11 protein-coding genes and 1 pseudogene are annotated in these 16,191 nt (G+C 63.5%); 3 read left to right on the forward strand and 9 right to left on the reverse strand.

Going from position 1 to position 16,191, the window contains the following annotated elements:
• Window positions 1-100: 100 nt before the first annotated feature.
• The 4 genes and pseudogenes from ACIQ3Q_RS15290 to ACIQ3Q_RS15305 form a co-directional block, all read right to left on the reverse strand.
• Window positions 101-370: pseudogene (locus ACIQ3Q_RS15290) on the reverse strand (solute carrier family 23 protein); the annotation flags it as partial.
• Window positions 371-383: 13 nt separating this feature from the next.
• Window positions 384-2,141, reverse strand: coding sequence for an ABC transporter ATP-binding protein (locus ACIQ3Q_RS15295; RefSeq protein ID WP_396270025.1), 1,758 nt, complete (start codon window positions 2,139-2,141; stop codon window positions 384-386).
• A gap of 5 nt (window positions 2,142-2,146) precedes the next feature.
• The gene (locus ACIQ3Q_RS15300; RefSeq protein WP_396270026.1) at window positions 2,147-3,235 is read right to left on the reverse strand and encodes an ABC transporter permease; all 1,089 of its coding nucleotides are present in this window, start codon (window positions 3,233-3,235) and stop codon (window positions 2,147-2,149) included.
• On the reverse strand, window positions 3,232-4,170 hold the full coding sequence (locus tag ACIQ3Q_RS15305) for an ABC transporter permease (protein ID WP_396270027.1): 939 nt from the start codon (window positions 4,168-4,170) through the stop codon (window positions 3,232-3,234). Before ACIQ3Q_RS15305 ends, ACIQ3Q_RS15300 begins: the two co-directional genes overlap by 4 nt.
• Before the next feature lie 316 nt (window positions 4,171-4,486).
• On the opposite strand from ACIQ3Q_RS15305, the gene ACIQ3Q_RS15310 reads away from it, so the two are divergent.
• The 3 genes from ACIQ3Q_RS15310 to ACIQ3Q_RS15320 are packed head-to-tail and all read left to right on the forward strand — an operon-like array spanning window position 4,487 to window position 9,944.
• On the forward strand, window positions 4,487-6,325 hold the full coding sequence (locus tag ACIQ3Q_RS15310; RefSeq protein ID WP_396270028.1) for an ABC transporter substrate-binding protein: 1,839 nt from the start codon (window positions 4,487-4,489) through the stop codon (window positions 6,323-6,325).
• A complete protein-coding gene (locus ACIQ3Q_RS15315) occupies window positions 6,294-8,117 on the forward strand; it encodes an ABC transporter substrate-binding protein (RefSeq protein ID WP_396270029.1) in 1,824 nt (607 codons plus the stop codon). The genes ACIQ3Q_RS15310 and ACIQ3Q_RS15315 overlap by 32 nt, the downstream gene beginning before the upstream one ends.
• Before the next feature lie 30 nt (window positions 8,118-8,147).
• The gene (locus tag ACIQ3Q_RS15320) at window positions 8,148-9,944 is read left to right on the forward strand and encodes an ABC transporter substrate-binding protein (protein ID WP_396270030.1); all 1,797 of its coding nucleotides are present in this window, start codon (window positions 8,148-8,150) and stop codon (window positions 9,942-9,944) included.
• Between the two features lie 28 nt (window positions 9,945-9,972).
• Here ACIQ3Q_RS15320 and ACIQ3Q_RS15325 read toward each other — a convergent pair whose 3' ends face one another.
• The 5 genes from ACIQ3Q_RS15325 to ACIQ3Q_RS15345 form a co-directional block, all read right to left on the reverse strand.
• Entirely contained in the window at window positions 9,973-10,896 is a 924-nt protein-coding gene (locus ACIQ3Q_RS15325; RefSeq protein WP_396270031.1) for a LysR substrate-binding domain-containing protein, read from the reverse strand.
• Between the two features lie 300 nt (window positions 10,897-11,196).
• Entirely contained in the window at window positions 11,197-13,365 is a 2,169-nt protein-coding gene (gene recG, locus ACIQ3Q_RS15330; RefSeq protein WP_396270032.1) for an ATP-dependent DNA helicase RecG, read from the reverse strand.
• 186 nt (window positions 13,366-13,551) lie between these two features.
• Window positions 13,552-14,736: an esterase/lipase family protein gene (locus tag ACIQ3Q_RS15335; RefSeq protein WP_396270033.1), complete on the reverse strand. Its 1,185-nt coding sequence runs from the start codon at window positions 14,734-14,736 to the stop codon at window positions 13,552-13,554.
• Complete coding sequence (locus ACIQ3Q_RS15340; RefSeq protein ID WP_396270034.1) at window positions 14,737-15,066, reverse strand: hypothetical protein; 330 nt, start codon at window positions 15,064-15,066, stop codon at window positions 14,737-14,739.
• 11 nt (window positions 15,067-15,077) lie between these two features.
• Window positions 15,078-16,178 carry an agmatine/peptidylarginine deiminase gene (locus ACIQ3Q_RS15345; RefSeq protein ID WP_396270035.1) on the reverse strand — a complete coding sequence of 367 codons (1,101 nt, stop codon included), beginning with the start codon at window positions 16,176-16,178 and terminating at the stop codon, window positions 15,078-15,080.
• Window positions 16,179-16,191 lie beyond the last annotated feature (13 nt).

Raw genomic sequence — 16,191 nt, forward strand, 5'->3', positions numbered from 1 at the left:
ATATGGCTCATGCGATCTGGCTATGATGAACTCTCTGGGATCGAAGCCAGCAACTCGCTCAGGACAGCTCTGGCCTGAAGTAGCGGCCAGCTTCGAATCGGCCAATGATCACATGAGACGTGACACCCAGATAGCTGGGCACCCGGCCCCCCACCACCACAAAGAACAGCAGGGTGCCGATGCCCGACATCAAGATGGCGATGTTGGGGTTGAAGCCCATCAAGATGGGGGCCAGCACCGTCGCGCCAAACATGGCGATCACGTGTTGTACGCCCATGGCGGCGGTCTGCGGCCAGGGCAGGCGCTCGTCCGGAGCCACCACGCGGCCGGGTTCGGCCGTCACTTCGCGCCACGATGTCAACAGTCCCATCCTCAACTCCTGTTTATGCCGCGGCCTGCCAACCCTTGGGCACCGCGCCGATCAGGCGGCGCGTGTAGTCCTGCTTGGGGTTATGCAGGATCTCTTCAGCGCTGGCTTGCTCGACCACTTCGCCGTCTTTCATCACCAGCACTTCGTCGGAGATGAAGCGCACCACGGCCAGGTCGTGGCTGATGAAGATATAGGCCAAGCCCAGCTCGTCTTGCAGGTCTTTGAGCAGGTTCAGCACCTGGGCCTGCACCGACACGTCCAGCGCGCTCACGGCTTCGTCCAGCACCAGCACTTCGGGGTTGAGCGTCAGGCAGCGGGCAATGGCCACGCGCTGGCGCTGGCCGCCGGAGAACTCGTGCGGGTACTTCTGCATCACGGAAGGGTCCAGCCCCACCTTGATCAGCAGCGCTTTGGCACGCTCTTCGCGCTCGGTGTCATTGGCGCCAATGCCGTGGATCTGCATGGGCTCCAACAGCGTTTGGCCGATGGTGAAGCGCGGGTTCAGCGAGGCATAGGGGTTTTGGAACACCACCTGGATGCGCCGCCGCATGGGCAGCCAGCCTTGCTTGCTCAAGGTCATCAAGTCCGTGGCGCCTTCCGCGCCGTGGAAGACGGCCTGGCCGCCGGTGGGGCCGCCGTTAGGCTCATGCAGGCGCAACAGCGCCAAGCCCATGGTGGTTTTGCCCGAGCCCGACTCGCCCACCACGCCCAGGGTGTGGCCCTTGCGCAGCTTGAAGCTCACGCCCCGGCCTTCGCGGCCCACGGCCTTGAACTCTTTGCGGCCAAACACCCCACTCTTGAGCCAGAAGCTCTTGGTCAGGGCGGTGGCTTCGATCACCACCGGGGCGTTCGGATCTTTGGCTTTGGCGACGGCTTCCACGCGCTGCTCACCGCGTTCGGCGGCGGCTTGGGCGGCAATGTGGTCGTCGATCACCATCAGGCGCACCGGGTTCTCGGTGAGGCTGGGGCGGCAGGCCAACAAGGCCTTGGTGTACGGGTCTTGCGGGGCCTGGAAGATTTGGCTGACGGGGCCTTGCTCGCGCACCAAGCCGTGGCGCATCACCACCACGCGGTCGGAGATCTCGCCCACCACGCCCAGGTCATGGCTGATGAACAGCATGCTCATGTGGTGGGTGTCTTTGAGCTTGGCCATCAACTCCATGATCTGGCGTTGAATGGTCACGTCCAGCGCTGTGGTCGGCTCGTCGGCAATCAAGAGCTTGGGCGAGCAAGACAGCGCCATCGCAATCATCACCCGCTGCTGCTGGCCGCCCGACATCTCGTGTGGATAGACACTCAGGCGGCGCTTGGGCTCGGGCATGCCCACCTCGGCCAGCAGCTCTTCAGCGCGGGTCCAGGCCTGGCGCGGGCTCATGCCCATGTGCTTGATCAGCGGCTCGCACAATTGCTGGCCCACGGTGAAGACCGGGTTGAGCGAGGTCATCGGGTCTTGGAAGACGCAGGCGATCTCTTTGCCGCGAATGCCTTGCAGCTCGGGCAGCGAGGCCGCCAGCAGGTCGCGCCCCTGGAAGCTGATGGCGCCATGCCGCTCGGCATTGCTGGGCAGCAGGTTCAAGATGGACATGGCCGTCACGCTCTTGCCCGAGCCCGATTCGCCCACCAGGGCGACGGTGGTGTTCTCGGGCACGTCAAAGCTGACGCCGACTTGTTGGCCATTCACCTCGCGGCCCACGGCCAGCGAGCGTTGCATCACGCCAGCCACAGCGCCCATGCGGAAAGTGACCTTGAGGTCTTTGATACTCAGCAGCATGTTGATCACTCCAATCCGCGCAGCTTGGGGTCCAGCGCGTCGCGCAGGGCATCGGTGAACAGCGAGAACGCCGTCACAAACACGGCCATGAAGGCGGTGGCTGCCGCCAACTGCCACCAGTAGCCCAGGATCAACTCACTTTGGGCTTCCGCCAGCATGGTGCCCCAGGAGACTTGGTCCACGGCCACGCCCAGGCCCAGGTAGCTCAGGATGACCTCGGCCTTGATGGCGCTGACCACATGCAGCGACAACTGCACCAAGATGACGTGGCTGATATTGGGCAGGATGTGGCGGAACATGCGCGAGCTGTTGCTGGCGCCGATGGCCTCGGCCGAGCGCACATAGTCGCGGCTGCGGTGCTTCATGAACTCGGCGCGCACCAGTCGGTAAATGCCTGTCCAGGTGGTCAGGCCCAGGATGATCACAATCGTCCAGATGCCCTTCGGGACGATGGCGTCAGCGCGGTTCAACACCGCCGCAAAGGTGAAGATCAACAAGATGCCCGGAATGGCGGTGAAGACGTTGTAGACCCACTCCAAGAAGTCGCCCATCTTGCCGCCATAAAAGCCGCTCAAAGCGCCCAGCAGGGTGCCAATCACGGTGGCCATCAGCGCGGCCAACACACCGGCCATGATGGAGACTTCTGCACCCTTGATGGCTTTGTCCAGCACATCGCGGCCCAGGCGGTCAGCGCCGAAGGGCAAGGTTTCGGCCTTGACGGTGTCTACCGTCTTGAACTGCTTGGCGCGCTCTTCCCACTCTTGGTAGCGCGGGGCCAGCGGGTCGATGTCGGACAGGTCCACATTGGGGCCGCTCGGCGCGGCAATGGCCGCGATCTGCTCCTTGGGTGCCGGGCCCATGAAGGTGGGGGGCGCATTGGGCACCCCCACCTCTTGCTGCCAGTGCTTGGCCACCAAGCCACTCATAGCTGCGACGACCAGCAGCAAAAAGGCCGCGACGATGACCAGCGAGGTGAGGCCCACTCGGTCGGTCTTGAAGCGCTTCCAGGCCGCGCCCCAGACCCCTTGCGAGGCCCCTGCGCCCACGATGCCGCCGGCGCCGGTTTGCGTGTTGACAGTTGTTGTTGCGCTCATTTCAGCACCACCCGTGGGTCGACCATCTTGTAGAGAACGTCGGTGAGCAGGTTCACCACCATGGTGATGACCGCCAGATACACCGTGACAGCTTGAATGACAGGGTAGTCACTGCGGTTCACCGCGCCCAGCACTTCGCGGCCCAGGCCGGGGATGGAGAAGAAGACTTCAATCAGGAAAGAGCCCACAAAAATCCCCGGCAGCGAGGTGCCGATATTGGTGAGGATGGGGATCATGGCGTTGCGCAACACATGCTTGAGCAACACGGTTTGCTCCGTCATGCCCTTGGCGCGCGCGGTGCGCACATAGTCGTGCCCGATCTCGTCGAGGAAGAAGGTGCGGTAGAGCCGGGTTTGCGGGGCCAAGCCCACCATCACCGCCAACAAAATGGGCAGCGGGCTGTAGACGGCGAGGTTGGTCCAGAAACTGTCGCTCCAGCCCTGCACAGGGAACCAACCCAGTTGGAAGGCGAACACATACTGGCCGACGATGACGTAGACCAAGAAGGAGATGGACAGCGCCACCGTCGAGATGATCATGATGCTGCGGTCGGTCAGCGAGCCGCGCACATAGGCCACACCCAGGGCCAGGGGGATGGCCAGCAGCACGTCCAGGATCAGGATCGGCACCATCACCGTCAGCGTGGCGGGCAGGCGTTTGGCGAAAATGTCGCTCACCGCCTCGTTGGTGGCCCAGCTGCGGCCCCAATCAAAAGTGACGATCTGCTTGATGAAGATCCACAACTGTTCAATCACGGGCTTGTTCAAGCCCAGTTGATCGCGGATCGCGTCGACCTGCTCCTTGGAGGCGTTCAAGCCCCCCAGGATTTCGGCAGGGTCGCCACCAAAGTACTTGAAGAGGAAAAACACCAGCAGGATGACGCCCAACAAAGTGGGGATCATTTGCCACAGGCGTCGTATCAGGTAGGCCGCCATGCCAGAGGCTCCGGTTCTCGGAAGTTCAACAAACAGCAAGCCCTGGCAGCTTGTGGCTCACAGGGCTTGAGAAAACAGGCGCGAGTCTAGTGCAATTGCTGTGCCAATCTCCCCGGGTTTTGCCCTGAACCCCCCAAATACAGTGGCCTTTCAGCGGCTGGGGTTTCGCAGGGTGGGCGCGGGCCTTGGCCCAAAGTAGACTGCGCGCTTATGTCTCACCATGGCGAGGCGCGCGCATACGACTTGCGCGCCTGCCTGCGCCGACGCCCTGCTCACAAAGCGCTCGTCGGCACCTCTTGCACTTGAAAGCACTACCGTGAAGCGTCTTCTGTCTGCGGCCGCACTTGTTGTTGGCCTCTGTGGTTTGAGTGGTTGGGCCTGGGCAGGGCCTGAGGCTGCACCCGCGAAGGGCGGACCCGACGAGAAGGTCCTGCGTTATTCCTTCCGCATTGCCGAAACCGGGTTTGACCCGGTGCAGATCTCCGACCTGTATTCACGCACGGTGGCGGCCAGCATTTTTGATGCCCCCTTGCAGTGGGAGTTCTTGGCGCGGCCCTTCCGATACCGGCTCAACACCCTGTCGGAGATGCCCACCGTCAGTGCCGACTACAAGACGTTTACCTTCAAGGTCAAACCAGGCATTTACTTTGCGCCTGCGCCGGAGTTCAAGGGCGTGAAGCGCGAGCTGGTGGCCGCGGACTATGTCTACAGCTGGAAGCGCCACTACGACCCGCTGTGGAAGAGCACCAACCTCTACATCCTGGAGAACTTCAAGATCCTGGGCCTCTCAGAGCTGCGCAAAGAGCTGATGGCCGCCAAAAAGCCTTTTGACTACGACCGTGAGGTCGAAGGCATCAAGGTCCTCGACAAATACACCTTCCAAGTCAAAACGGCCGAGCCCATGCCGCGCTTGGTGGAGCAGTTCACCGATGGCTCCACCTGGGGCGCGGTGGCGCGCGAGGTCATCGAGGCGCATGGCCTCAAGGCCATGGAGCACCCGGTCGGGACCGGGCCCTTCATGCTGGGCCAATGGCGGCGCTCTTCGCGCATTGAGCTGGTGAAGAACCCGAACTATCGCGAAGAGTTCTACAGTGAAGAAGCCCCGGCGGGTGATGCGCTGGCCGAGGCGGCCGTGGCCCAACTCAAGGGCAAACGCTTGCCCCTGATTGACCGCGTCGAGATCGCCATCATTGAAGAAAACCAGCCGCGCTGGCTGGCGTTTTTGAATGGCGAGCATGACATCCTTGAAGAGGTGCCGGCTGAGTTCGCCACCATGGTCCTGCCCAACAACCAACTGGCCCCCAACCTGAAGAAACAGGGCATTCAGATGGTGCGGTACCCGCGTGCGGATATTGCGTTTACCTATTTCAATATGGAAGACCCTGTGGTGGGCGGCTATGAGCCCGACAAGGTCGCGCTGCGCCGTGCCATCTCGCTGGGGGTCGATCTGGAGACCGAGATCCGCTTGGTGCGCAAAGGCCAGGCCGTGCCCTCGCAGGGGCCTATTGCGCCGGGAACCTGGGGCTTTCAAAAGGACTTCAAGTCCGAGATGAGCGATTACGACCCCGCTCGTGCCAAAGCCCTGCTGGACATGGCGGGCTACGTCGATCAAAACGGCGACGGCTGGCGCGAACAGCCCGATGGCAAGCCGCTGGAGCTGAACATTGCGACCCAGCCCGATCAGCTCTCGCGCCAGTTGGCCGAGCTGTGGAAGAAGAACATGAACCGCCTGGGTATCAAGACCCGCTTCACACCCGCCAAGTGGCCCGAGAACCTCAAGTCGGCGAATGCCGGCAAATTGCAAATGTGGGGCGTGGGCTGGAGTGCGGGCGTGCCCGACGGCGACACCTTCTTGGCCCTGGGCGATGGCAAGAGCAAAGGCCAGGCCAACAAGTCGCGTTTTGACCTACCCGAGTTCAACCGCCTCTATGCCCTGCAAAAGACCTTGCCCAACGGCCCCGAACGCATGGCCGCCATGACTGAGGCTCAGCGCTTGATGGTGGCCTATGCGCCCTACAAGCTGCATGTGCACCGCATCTTCAGCGACCTCTCGCAACCTTGGGTCATTGGCTATCACCGTAACGTGTTCTTGCGCGAGAGCTGGAAGTGGATAGACATTGACCTTGAAAAGCGCCGCCAAGCGCTGGGTCACTGAGATGGACCGCCGGACGTTTTCTGGCCTCGCCCTGGGCTCGGCGGTGGCGGGGCCACTCTGGGCGCAGCCTGCTGCGGGGGGCAAACGGAAGGTCTTGCGGTATGCGTTCAGGGCACCAGAGACCACGCTGGACCCGGCCAAGGCCTCAGACCTCTATTCGCGCACCATTACCGCGCACCTCTTTGAGTCGCTCTACACCTACGACCATCTGGCTCGGCCGGTGAAGTTCAAGCCCTTGCTGGCCGTGGGCATGCCCGAGCATGACGAGGGCTATCGGGTTTGGCGGGTCAAACTGCGTTCGGGCATTTACTTCCCCAGCGACGCGGCCTTCAAAGGTCAGCGCCGCGAGGTGGTGGCCGAAGACCTGGTCTATGCGCTGAAACGCTTTGCCGACCCGCGCAACAAAAGCCCGGTCTGGGGCTTCATCGACAGCTTCAAGTTCCTGGGGCTCGCCGAGATCCGCCAGAAAGCCATCGACCAAAAGGCGGCGTTTGATTACGACACGCCGGTCTTGGGTGTGCGGGCGCTGGATCGCACCACCCTCGAGTACCGCATGGCGCAACCCAGGCCGCGCTTCATTGAGTTTTTGGCCTCCAGCGACCTGTTTGGCGCGGTGGCGCGTGAGGTGGTGGAGCATTACGGCGAGGACATCGACAAGCACCCGGTGGGCACAGGCCCCTTCAAGCTGACCGAATGGCGGCGCGGCTCCTTGATCGTGCTGGAGCGCAACCCCGAGTACCGGGAGCATTTCTACGATGCTGAACCCGCCCCCGATGATGTCGAAGGCCAGGCCATGCTGGCCCAGTTCAAGGGCCGCCGCTTGCCCATGATCGACCGGGTCGAGTTGTCCATCATTCAAGAGAATCAGCCCCGCTGGCTGTCCTTCTTGAACGAAGAGCACAACCTGATCCAAGAGGTGCCGCCGGAGTTCATCAGCCAGGCCATGCCCAATGGGCAGATAGCGCCCCACCTCAAGAAGCGAGGGGTTCGGGGGCAGCGCGTCTTGATGCCCGACAACAGCTACACCATGTTCAATATGGAAGACGCGGTGGTGGGCGGCTACACGCCTGACCGGGTCGCACTGCGCCGCGCCATTGCGCTGGGCATGGACGTGGAGCGCGAGATTCGCCTGACCCAACATGGCCAGGCTGTGATCGCCCAGGCCTCGGTGGCGCCGCAGACCACTTCTTACGACTCCAAATTCCGCTCCGCGATGAGCGAGTACAACCCCACCAAGGCCAAAGCCCTGCTCGACATGTATGGCTATGTGGACCGCAATGGGGATGGTTACCGTGAGCAGCCCAATGGCCAGCCTTTGGTCTTGAACTGGAGCATGGAGGACGACCAGCGCGGCCGCCAACGCTCGGAGATCTGGCTCAAGGACATGAAAGCCATTGGTCTGAAGGTTGAGTTCAAAACCGGCAAGTGGCCTGAACTGCTGAAGGCCTCGCGGGCGGGTAACTTTCAGGTCTGGCATATCGGGGGGCAGTCGGCCTCACCGGACAGCCAAGGCGCTTTGCAACGCTATGACGGCACGCAGATTGGCGGGCAGAACCAAGCCCGTTTCAAGCGACCCGAGATGGATGCGATCTACACCAAGCTGTCCGAGATGCCCGACGGGCCGGAGCGCGACAAGCTCTTTGTGGAAGCCTACCGCATCGGAACTGTCTGGATGCCCTACAAGATCCGCCTGCACACGGTGCGCACCGACCTCTTTCACAAGGGCGTGAAAGGCTACCGTCGCCCTGTGTTCTGGCAAGAGTTCTGGCATTACCTCGACGTCGAGTCCTGAGGCGGGCCTTCAGCGCCCAATGAATTGACCATGGACAGACGTACGTTCTCAGGCCTCGCCTTGGGCACCGCCCTGGTCGGCCCCGGCATGTCACCGGCTTGGGCCCAGGCCCGCACCGGCCAAAAAGTCTTGCGCTATGCCTTCCCGGCGGGCGAGACGGGGTTTGACCCGGTGCAGGTGTCGGACCTGTACTCCCGCACCGTCACCGACCATATTTTTGAAGGCCTGTACCAATACGACTATCTGGCGCGGCCCTTCAAGATCCGGCCTTGTGTGGCGGAGGGCATGCCCGAGGTGTCCGACGATTTCAAGGTCTGGACGGTGCGTATCAAGCCGGGCATCTTCTTTGCAGATGACCCGGTGTTCAAAGGCCAGCGCCGCGAGCTGGTGGCGCAAGACTTTGCTTATGCTTGGCGGCGCTATTACGACCCCAAGACCAAGAGCCCCAATTACTCAGGCTTCAAAGATAACGGCATCTTGGGCTTGGAGGCCCTGCGCGAAGAAGCGCTGAAGAACAAGACGCCGTTCGACTACGACCGGCCGGTCGAGGGGCTGAAGCTGCTCGACAAATACACCTTGCAGATCCGCTTAGCCGAGGGTCGGCCGCGCTTTCTCTACACCCTGGCGTCGGGCGATGTGTACGGCGCCGTGGCCCGCGAGGTGGTCGAGCATTACGGCGCCGACATCATGGCCCACCCGGTCGGCACGGGGCCCTTCCGTTTGGCGCAGTGGCGGCGCAGCTCGCTCATTGTGTTGGAGCGCAACCCCAGCTATCGCGAGGTGTTTTATGACGCTGAACCCAGCGCGGATGATGCCGAGGGCCAAGCGTCCCTGAAGCGCTTCAAAGGCCGTCGCCTGCCCATGATCGACCGCGTGGAGGTGTCGATCATTGAAGAATCTCAGCCCCGCTGGTTGGCGTTTTTGAACCGTCAGTTTGATTTGGCTTTCGCCGTGCCTTTAGAGTTTGCCAATGTGGCGGCCCCCAACGGCAAGCTGGCGCCTAATTTGGCCAATGAAGGCGTGCAGTTGCAGCGGGTCATTAACTCAGACCGCGCGCTCTACTACTTCAATATGGACGACCCGGTGGTCGGCGGCTACACCCCAGAAAGAGTGGCGCTGCGTCGGGCCATCGGCCTGGCCACCGACACTGAGCGGGAGATCCGCATTGTTCGGCGAGGGCAGGCCATCCCCGCTCAGACGGTGGTCTCGCCGCATGTCTGGGGCTACGACCCCACTTTGAAGTTTGAAGAGTCTGACTTCGACTTGGCGCGGGCCAAGGCCTTGCTGGAGATGTATGGCTACCAAGACCTCGATGGCGATGGCTGGCGCGAGATGCCCGATGGGCGGCCGCTGGTGATCGAGTACGGCAGCCAGCCCGATGCCCTTTATCGTGCGTTTGACGAGACCTGGAAGATCGGCCTGACGGCCTTGGGCATCAAGCTGAACATCAAGTATGCCAAGTGGCCCGAGCAGCTCAAGGCGGCACGCGCTGGCCAGTTGCAGATGTGGTCATTGGCGTACACCTCGGCTTCGCCCGATGTGCAGCAAGGCATTGAGATTTTGTATGGCCCGGCAGCAGGCGGCCAAAACTTGTCGCGCTTCAAACAGCCAGAGTTCGACGAGATTTACCGGCGCATGCAAGGCCTGCCCGACGGCCCCGAGCGCTTGACCTTGCTGCGGCGTGCGCAGCGCTTGGTGGCGGCCTATCAGCCCCACATCTACACCGTGCACCGCATCCTCACCGACTTGACCCACGCCCGCTTGAAGGGCTACAAGCGCCCGGTGTTCAGCAAACAGTTCTGGCACTACGTCGATTTGGAGTCTTGAAGGGCGGAAGGCCCAGGCCTTGCCGCCTTCAATCGCTGAGCCGCATCACCCCCGGCAGCTTGCAGGCATAGACCGCATTGCGCAGCGCGGCAATCGCCTCGTAGCGGGTAAAGCTGCGGCGCCAAGCCAGCACCACGCGGCGGGTGGGCACCGGGTCTTCAAAGGGGATGTAGACCACATGGGTCTGTGGCTCACTGGGCACGGAGAGCTGGGGCACCACCGTCAAGCCCATGCCAGCGGCGACCATGTGTTTAATGGTTTCCAGTGAAGAGCCTTCAAAGCTCTTTTTGATGCCCTCGGCGTCGCTGGAGAAGCGCGCAAACTCGGGGCAGACCTCCAGCACTTGGTCGCGGAAGCAATGGCCCGTGCCCAGCAGCAGCATGGTTTCTTGCTTAAGCCGCTCGGCGCTGATGCGGGGCAACTGCGCTAAAGGGTGGGTCTTGGGCACGGCCACCATGAAGGGCTCGTCATAGAGCGGGGCCACAGCCAAGCCCGCGTCGGGAAAGGGCTCAGCCATGATGGCGCAGTCCAGCTCGCCCAGGCGCAGCATGTCCAACAGCCGCACGGTGAATTGCTCCTGCAGCATCAGCGGCATTTGCGGCGTGCGGGCAATGGTGTTGCGCACCAAGTCGGGCAAGAGGTAGGGGCCAATGGTGTAGATCAGCCCTAGGCGCAGCGGGCCAGAGAGGGGGTCTTTGCCGCGCTTGGCGATCTCGCGAATACCCTGGGCCATCTCGATGACCTGTTGGGCTTGGCGCACGATGTCTTCGCCCAAGGGCGTGGCGCTGACTTCATTGCCGCCACGCTCAAAGATTTTCACGTCTAGCTCTTCTTCGAGCTTTTTGATGGCCACCGACAAGGTGGGCTGGGAGACAAAACAGGCTTCAGCGGCGCGCCCAAAGTGGCGCTCGCGGGCCACGGCGACGATGTAACGTAACTCAGTCAGGGTCATGGCTTGGATTGTGCAGTGAATTCTTCATCATCAAGCTTGGCCAGGCCTTGCGCCACCTGTGCTCAGGCTTGTCCCATGGACGCCCGATGTGGGGTTCAATGACACGCACTATCAAAGTTATGTCATGCCAACAGTATCCGAGAGCCGGCCCGGTTTGCCACTCCCCCAGCCTTGGGGCAGGGAATGTCCTTCCCCAAGAGTTGCAACCAGGTGCGCAGCAAGTGGAACGTAGGTATCGCTCAAGACAGCAATGAGCACTCGCGCGGCCCACGGGGCCTGTGCGGCGCAGCCGCTCTGGCCTCAGGCCTGCAGATAGTCCAAGTGCCCACCATGCCAGCGCCGCACTTGCGCCATGGCCGCATGCGGATGGCGTTCCCACATCAGCTTCGCGGCGGCTTGGGCGCGCTGCACCAGGGCCTCGTCCTCGTGCAGGTCGGCGAAGCGCAGCAGGGCATCGCCGGATTGGCGCTCGCCCAAGAACTCGCCAGGGCCGCGAATCTCCAGGTCGCGCCGGGCAATCTCAAAGCCGTCGGTGGTTTCGATCATGGCCTTGAGCCGGGCCTTGCCCGAGACCGACAGCGGCGGCGTGTGCAGCAGCACGCACACGCTGGCCGCCGCGCCGCGCCCCACGCGGCCGCGCAGCTGGTGCAGCTGCGCCAAGCCGAAGCGCTCGGCGTGCTCGATCACCATCAGGCTGGCATTGGGCACGTCCACGCCCACCTCGATCACCGTGGTGGCCACCAGCAAGCCCATGCGACCCTCTTTGAACTCGGCCATCACGGCGGCCTTCTCGGCCGCGGGCATGCGGCCGTGCAGCAGACCCACGTTGACTTGAGGAAGCGCAGCGGCCAGGGCCTCGTGGGTGGCCTGGGCGTTTTGCAGGTCCAGGGTTTCGGACTCTTCAATCAGCGGGCAGACCCAATAGGCTTGGCGGCCTCGCTCAATCTCTTCGGCCACGCGGGCCACCACATCGTCGCGGCGGGCATCGGTAAACACCTTGGTCAAGATGGGTGTGCGGCCTGGGGGCAACTCGTCAATGGTGCTCACGTCCAGGTCGGCAAAGTGGGTCATGGCCAGCGTGCGCGGAATGGGCGTGGCCGTCATCATCAGCAGGTGCGGCTCCAGCACGTCGCCGTCACTCTGCGCGGGGGCTGACAAGTGCTGGCGCAAGGCCAAGCGCTGGGCCACGCCAAAGCGGTGTTGCTCATCGACGATGGCCAGGCCTAAGCGCGCGAACTTCACATCCGATTGAATGACCGCATGCGTGCCCACCACCAGCAGGGCTTGGCCGCTGGCTATCGCGTCCAAGTGAGCTTGGCGGGCCTTGCCTTTGCGGCTGCCGCTGAGCCAGGCCACGGTGATGCCCAGAGGCTCCAGCCACTGCACCAGCTTGGCAAAGTGCTGCTCGGCCAAGATCTCGGTCGGCGCCATCAGTGCACATTGCCAACCCGCGCCCATGGCCACGGTGGCGGCCAGCGCGGCCACCACGGTTTTGCCCGCGCCCACATCGCCTTGCAGCAGGCGGTGCATGGGTTGCGAGCGGCCCAGGTCGGTGGTGATCTCAGCCACCACGCGCTGTTGTGCGGCGGTCAGGCCAAAGGGCAGCACAGCCAGCAGGCGCTGGCTCAAGGGTTGAGCCAGCGTGGCGGTGTCGCCGTGCGCCACAGGGTCGGCGGCAGGCCGGGGCAAGGGCTGGTCGTGCAACTGCGGTGCGCGGCGCGCGGCGCGCTCCAGACGGGCCTGCCATTGCGAGAGCTGCTGGGCCAGCAACTCCTCAAACTTGAGCCGCTGCCAGGCGGGGTGCGTGCGCTCTTCCAGCGCCGCCAAAGGCGTGCGCGGGGGCGGGTGGTGCAGCACCTCCAGCGCGTCGCGCAGCAGCGGCAGGCCATGCGGCACTAACTCGGGCGGAATCACCTCATGCAAGTTCGCCCGCTGCAAACCCGCCGCCACCGCCTTGCGCAAATAGCTCTGCGGCAGTTGCGCCGAAGCGGGGTAGACGGGGGTCAGTGTCTCGGCCAGCGGCGCGCCGTCCATCACCGCTTTGAAGCTGGGGTGCACCATCTCGCGGCCAAAAAAGCCATGCCGCACTTCGCCCCGCACCCGCACTTGCTGGCCTACCGCCAGCGTCTTTTGATGCGAGGGATAAAAATTCACAAAGCGCAGCACCAGCTCGTCGCCCTCGGCATCCATGAGCTTGACCACCAATTGCCGGCGCGGCCGCAGCTCGACCTTGCACTCGCGCACCGTGCCTTCGACTTGCGCGGTGTCGCCGGGGCGCACCTCGGCCAGTGGGGTCAGTCGGGTCTCGTCTTCATAGCGCAGCGGCAAATGCAAGGCCAGCGCCACGGGGTGGGTGAGCCCCAGCTTGTGCAGCGCCTTGGCCGGGGCCGAGAGCGTGCGTGCCGCAGCGTGAGGCGCTGCAGGGGCCGCAGAGGCAGCAGGGGCCGATGGCGTGGGCGCGCGGGGCATGGCGGCGGAAAAGGGGCTGCGCGGGCGGCGCGCAGCGGGCGAAGGATGGTGGCGTTGATTATGCTGGATGAAAACCCAGCCCCATCATTCCATCTCTAAATCATCCGTGTCGTCGTTGCTTTGCCTCGCCGTGCGACAGCACTGTCTTCGGCTTCGCGCCTAGACACGAATGATTTGGACATGGAATCAGCCTAACCACTGAATCATCTGCTGGCTGACGGCGGCCGAGCTGAGCAAGTCCAAGTGCCCTGTCTTCCACACCGTGAGGCAGCGCTCGGGCTCAAACGCCAGGCGCTGGGCTGCACGGCGGTGCCGGCCCAAGGCGCTGTCCAGCGGCACCAGGCCATCGCCCAGCAGCCGGTCTGCCAGCCGCGCGGGCTTGCCTGCGGGCGGCTCGGCGCACAGGCCAGCCGCCACCGCAAAGCAGCGCGGCGCAGGGGGCAAGGGCAGGTGAGCGGGTGGGCGCAGCACCGTGCCGTGGCGCAGGTCCATGATGCCGGCGCTGCGCAGCTTGCCCAAGGTGGCCAGCGGGGCGGTGTAGGGTGTTTGAGCCAAGAGCACATCCAGGCCGTGGCCGGCCTTTTCCAGCGGTGCGCCGTGGTGCGGGCTGCCCAGGCAGATCAGGTCGCTGCAGGGCTGCAGCCAGGCGTGCTGGGCCTGCTGCCCGGCCTGCAGCGCGCTGCGCAGCACCAGCCCACCCATGCTGTGGCCCAGCAGCACCAGGCGCTGCACGGGCTGGGGCCAGGCAGCTTGCAAGGCTTCCAATTGCCGGGCCAGCTCTGCCCCGTTGTGGGCGATCGGCAGGCCAGTGTTGTAACGCAGATAAACGGGGGTGAAGCCCAGGGCTTGGGCCAGCGCGGTGCCGTGGTCATGGCCTTGGCGCAGCCATTGGCCGTCGTTCATGCACAGGCCATGCACCAGCACCAGCACCTTGGGGGTGGTGGTGCGCTCCCTCAAGGTCTGCTGTAATAGGGCCGGGTCTGAGGGCAAGGTCTGGCCCTTCATGCGCCACTGCATGGGTGTGGCCAAAGGGTTGTGGGTGGCCAGCAGATGGTCGCCCAAGACGCCATTCAGCGCAGCCACCAGGGCGTCGCGTGCGGGGCTGTCGGGGGCGGCGGCCTCGCCCTCGGGCAACAGGTGTAACAGCGCGTCCACGCCGCCGCCCACCCAGCGCGTGACGCTGCGCACCGAGCGGTAGACCAAGCCCGTCAGCCCTTGGGTGCGGCCCGGCGTGCTGGGGTGGGAAGGCAAAGGGCTGATGCCCGCGTGCATGGCTTCCACCACGTCGGCCATGCCCGCCGTGGCCGTGGTGGCCAGGCGCGCTGCGCCGCGCAGGTCAGCGGCACGCAGGGGCCAGCGGCGCTTTATCACTCAGAAAAGCAGCGCAACGGCCACCCCCGCAAAGGCGAGGCAAATGGCGGCCATATAACGTTGAAAAGTCTGCTGGTAGTAATGCCCCGCCGTGGCGGTGTCGTAGCGATTGTTCAGCAGCCGATACAACACATGAAGCATGAGCACGATGGCCGCCACAAAGGTGATCAGAATGATCCAGTCTGCCCAGGACTGGACCGTGTGATCTTGGCCGTCATCAATCGCCCACTGACCCAAGAAGTTGAGCAAGAAGCCCAGCACGATGCCCAGCGAGGTCACCATGGGTTGCCGGAAGTCTTTGATGTCTTGCAGTGAGGTGTCATCGCTCAAGGGAGGCTCCATCAACAGAATGGCTCTTGCAGGGTGACGCAGTGTATGCCGCCGCCGCCGCCCGCGATGGCGTCAATGTTCAATGGCACGACGACCCGCCCCGGAAACAAGCTGCGCAACAAATTCTGGGCGTACTGGTCGGCCGCGCGGTCACCAAACTCTGGCAAGAGCACGGCACCGTTGAGCGTGATGTAGTTGACATAGCCCGGTGCGAAATCAGGGTTGCCGCTGGTGAACTTGTTCTTGCGGGGATGGAGTGGCGGGGGCAAGGTGTGGATCTCCAGCAGGCGACCATCCGCGTCGGTGGCACTTTGCAGGATCTCCAGGTGAGTCCGAGTCACGGCGTAGTCATAAGACTTGGGGTCGTTGTCCAGGTTCGCAATGACCACGCCGGGGCGCACAAACCGAGCGTAAAAATCGACATGACCGTCGGTGATGTCTTTGCCGCGAATGCCCGGCAGCCAGATGATCTTTCGCAGGCCGAGTTGCCACTTCAGCTCCGCCTCAATGTCGTCTCGGCTCCAGCCAGGGTTGCGGTTGGGGTTGACCCAACTGCTTTCGCACAAGATGGCGGTGCCTGCGCCATCAACCTCGATGCCACCACCTTCACCCACCAGGGCGCTGCGCATCCAGGTGCTGTCCGAGTCGCGGCTGAGGGTGGCAGCCACCTTGGCATCATTGGCGTGGGCTTGTTTGCCACCCCAACCATTGAAGTTGAGGTCCACCGTGCCCAGGCCACCGGCCTGGCCGTTGAGCACAAACAAGCCGCCGGTGTCGCGCACCCAGATGTCGTCCAAGGGGCTGATCACATAACGGGTGTTTTGCATGCCGCACTTTTTCTGGGCCAGCGCGAGCTGAGAGGCTCGGCACAGCACGGTCACGGGCTGAAATGGGGCCATCGCCCGGGCCAAGCGACCCACTGCGTCTTGGACATCCACGGTCCACGGACCCCAAATGCTTGCTTTGGCCCCGAAGGCCAGGGTCACACTGCGCTGGGGCGCATGTTCATCGGGCATGGTCCAGCCGCTGGTAGGGGCGGCCAAGGCTGAAAAACTGGGCCAAGCGCCCAGGGCCAAGCTGGCCTGGAGCAGGCCGCGTCGAGAAAAGTTCATGAGGAGTCCCTGA

Origin of the sequence: Ideonella sp., from assembly GCF_044358605.1 — a bacterium.
Classification (GTDB): Bacteria; Pseudomonadota; Gammaproteobacteria; order Burkholderiales; family Burkholderiaceae_C; genus Ideonella.

Coding starts and splice junctions, on each gene's coding strand:
- ACIQ3Q_RS15295 (WP_396270025.1), bottom strand. CDS start 2,141: ATGCTGCTGAGTATCAAAGACCTCAAGGTCACTTTCCGCATGGGCGCT.
- ACIQ3Q_RS15300 (WP_396270026.1), bottom strand. CDS start 3,235: ATGAGCGCAACAACAACTGTCAACACGCAAACCGGCGCCGGCGGCATC.
- ACIQ3Q_RS15305 (WP_396270027.1), bottom strand. CDS start 4,170: ATGGCGGCCTACCTGATACGACGCCTGTGGCAAATGATCCCCACTTTG.
- ACIQ3Q_RS15320 (WP_396270030.1), top strand. CDS start 8,148: ATGGACAGACGTACGTTCTCAGGCCTCGCCTTGGGCACCGCCCTGGTC.
- ACIQ3Q_RS15325 (WP_396270031.1), bottom strand. CDS start 10,896: ATGACCCTGACTGAGTTACGTTACATCGTCGCCGTGGCCCGCGAGCGC.
- recG (WP_396270032.1), bottom strand. CDS start 13,365: ATGCCCCGCGCGCCCACGCCATCGGCCCCTGCTGCCTCTGCGGCCCCT.
- ACIQ3Q_RS15345 (WP_396270035.1), bottom strand. CDS start 16,178: ATGAACTTTTCTCGACGCGGCCTGCTCCAGGCCAGCTTGGCCCTGGGC.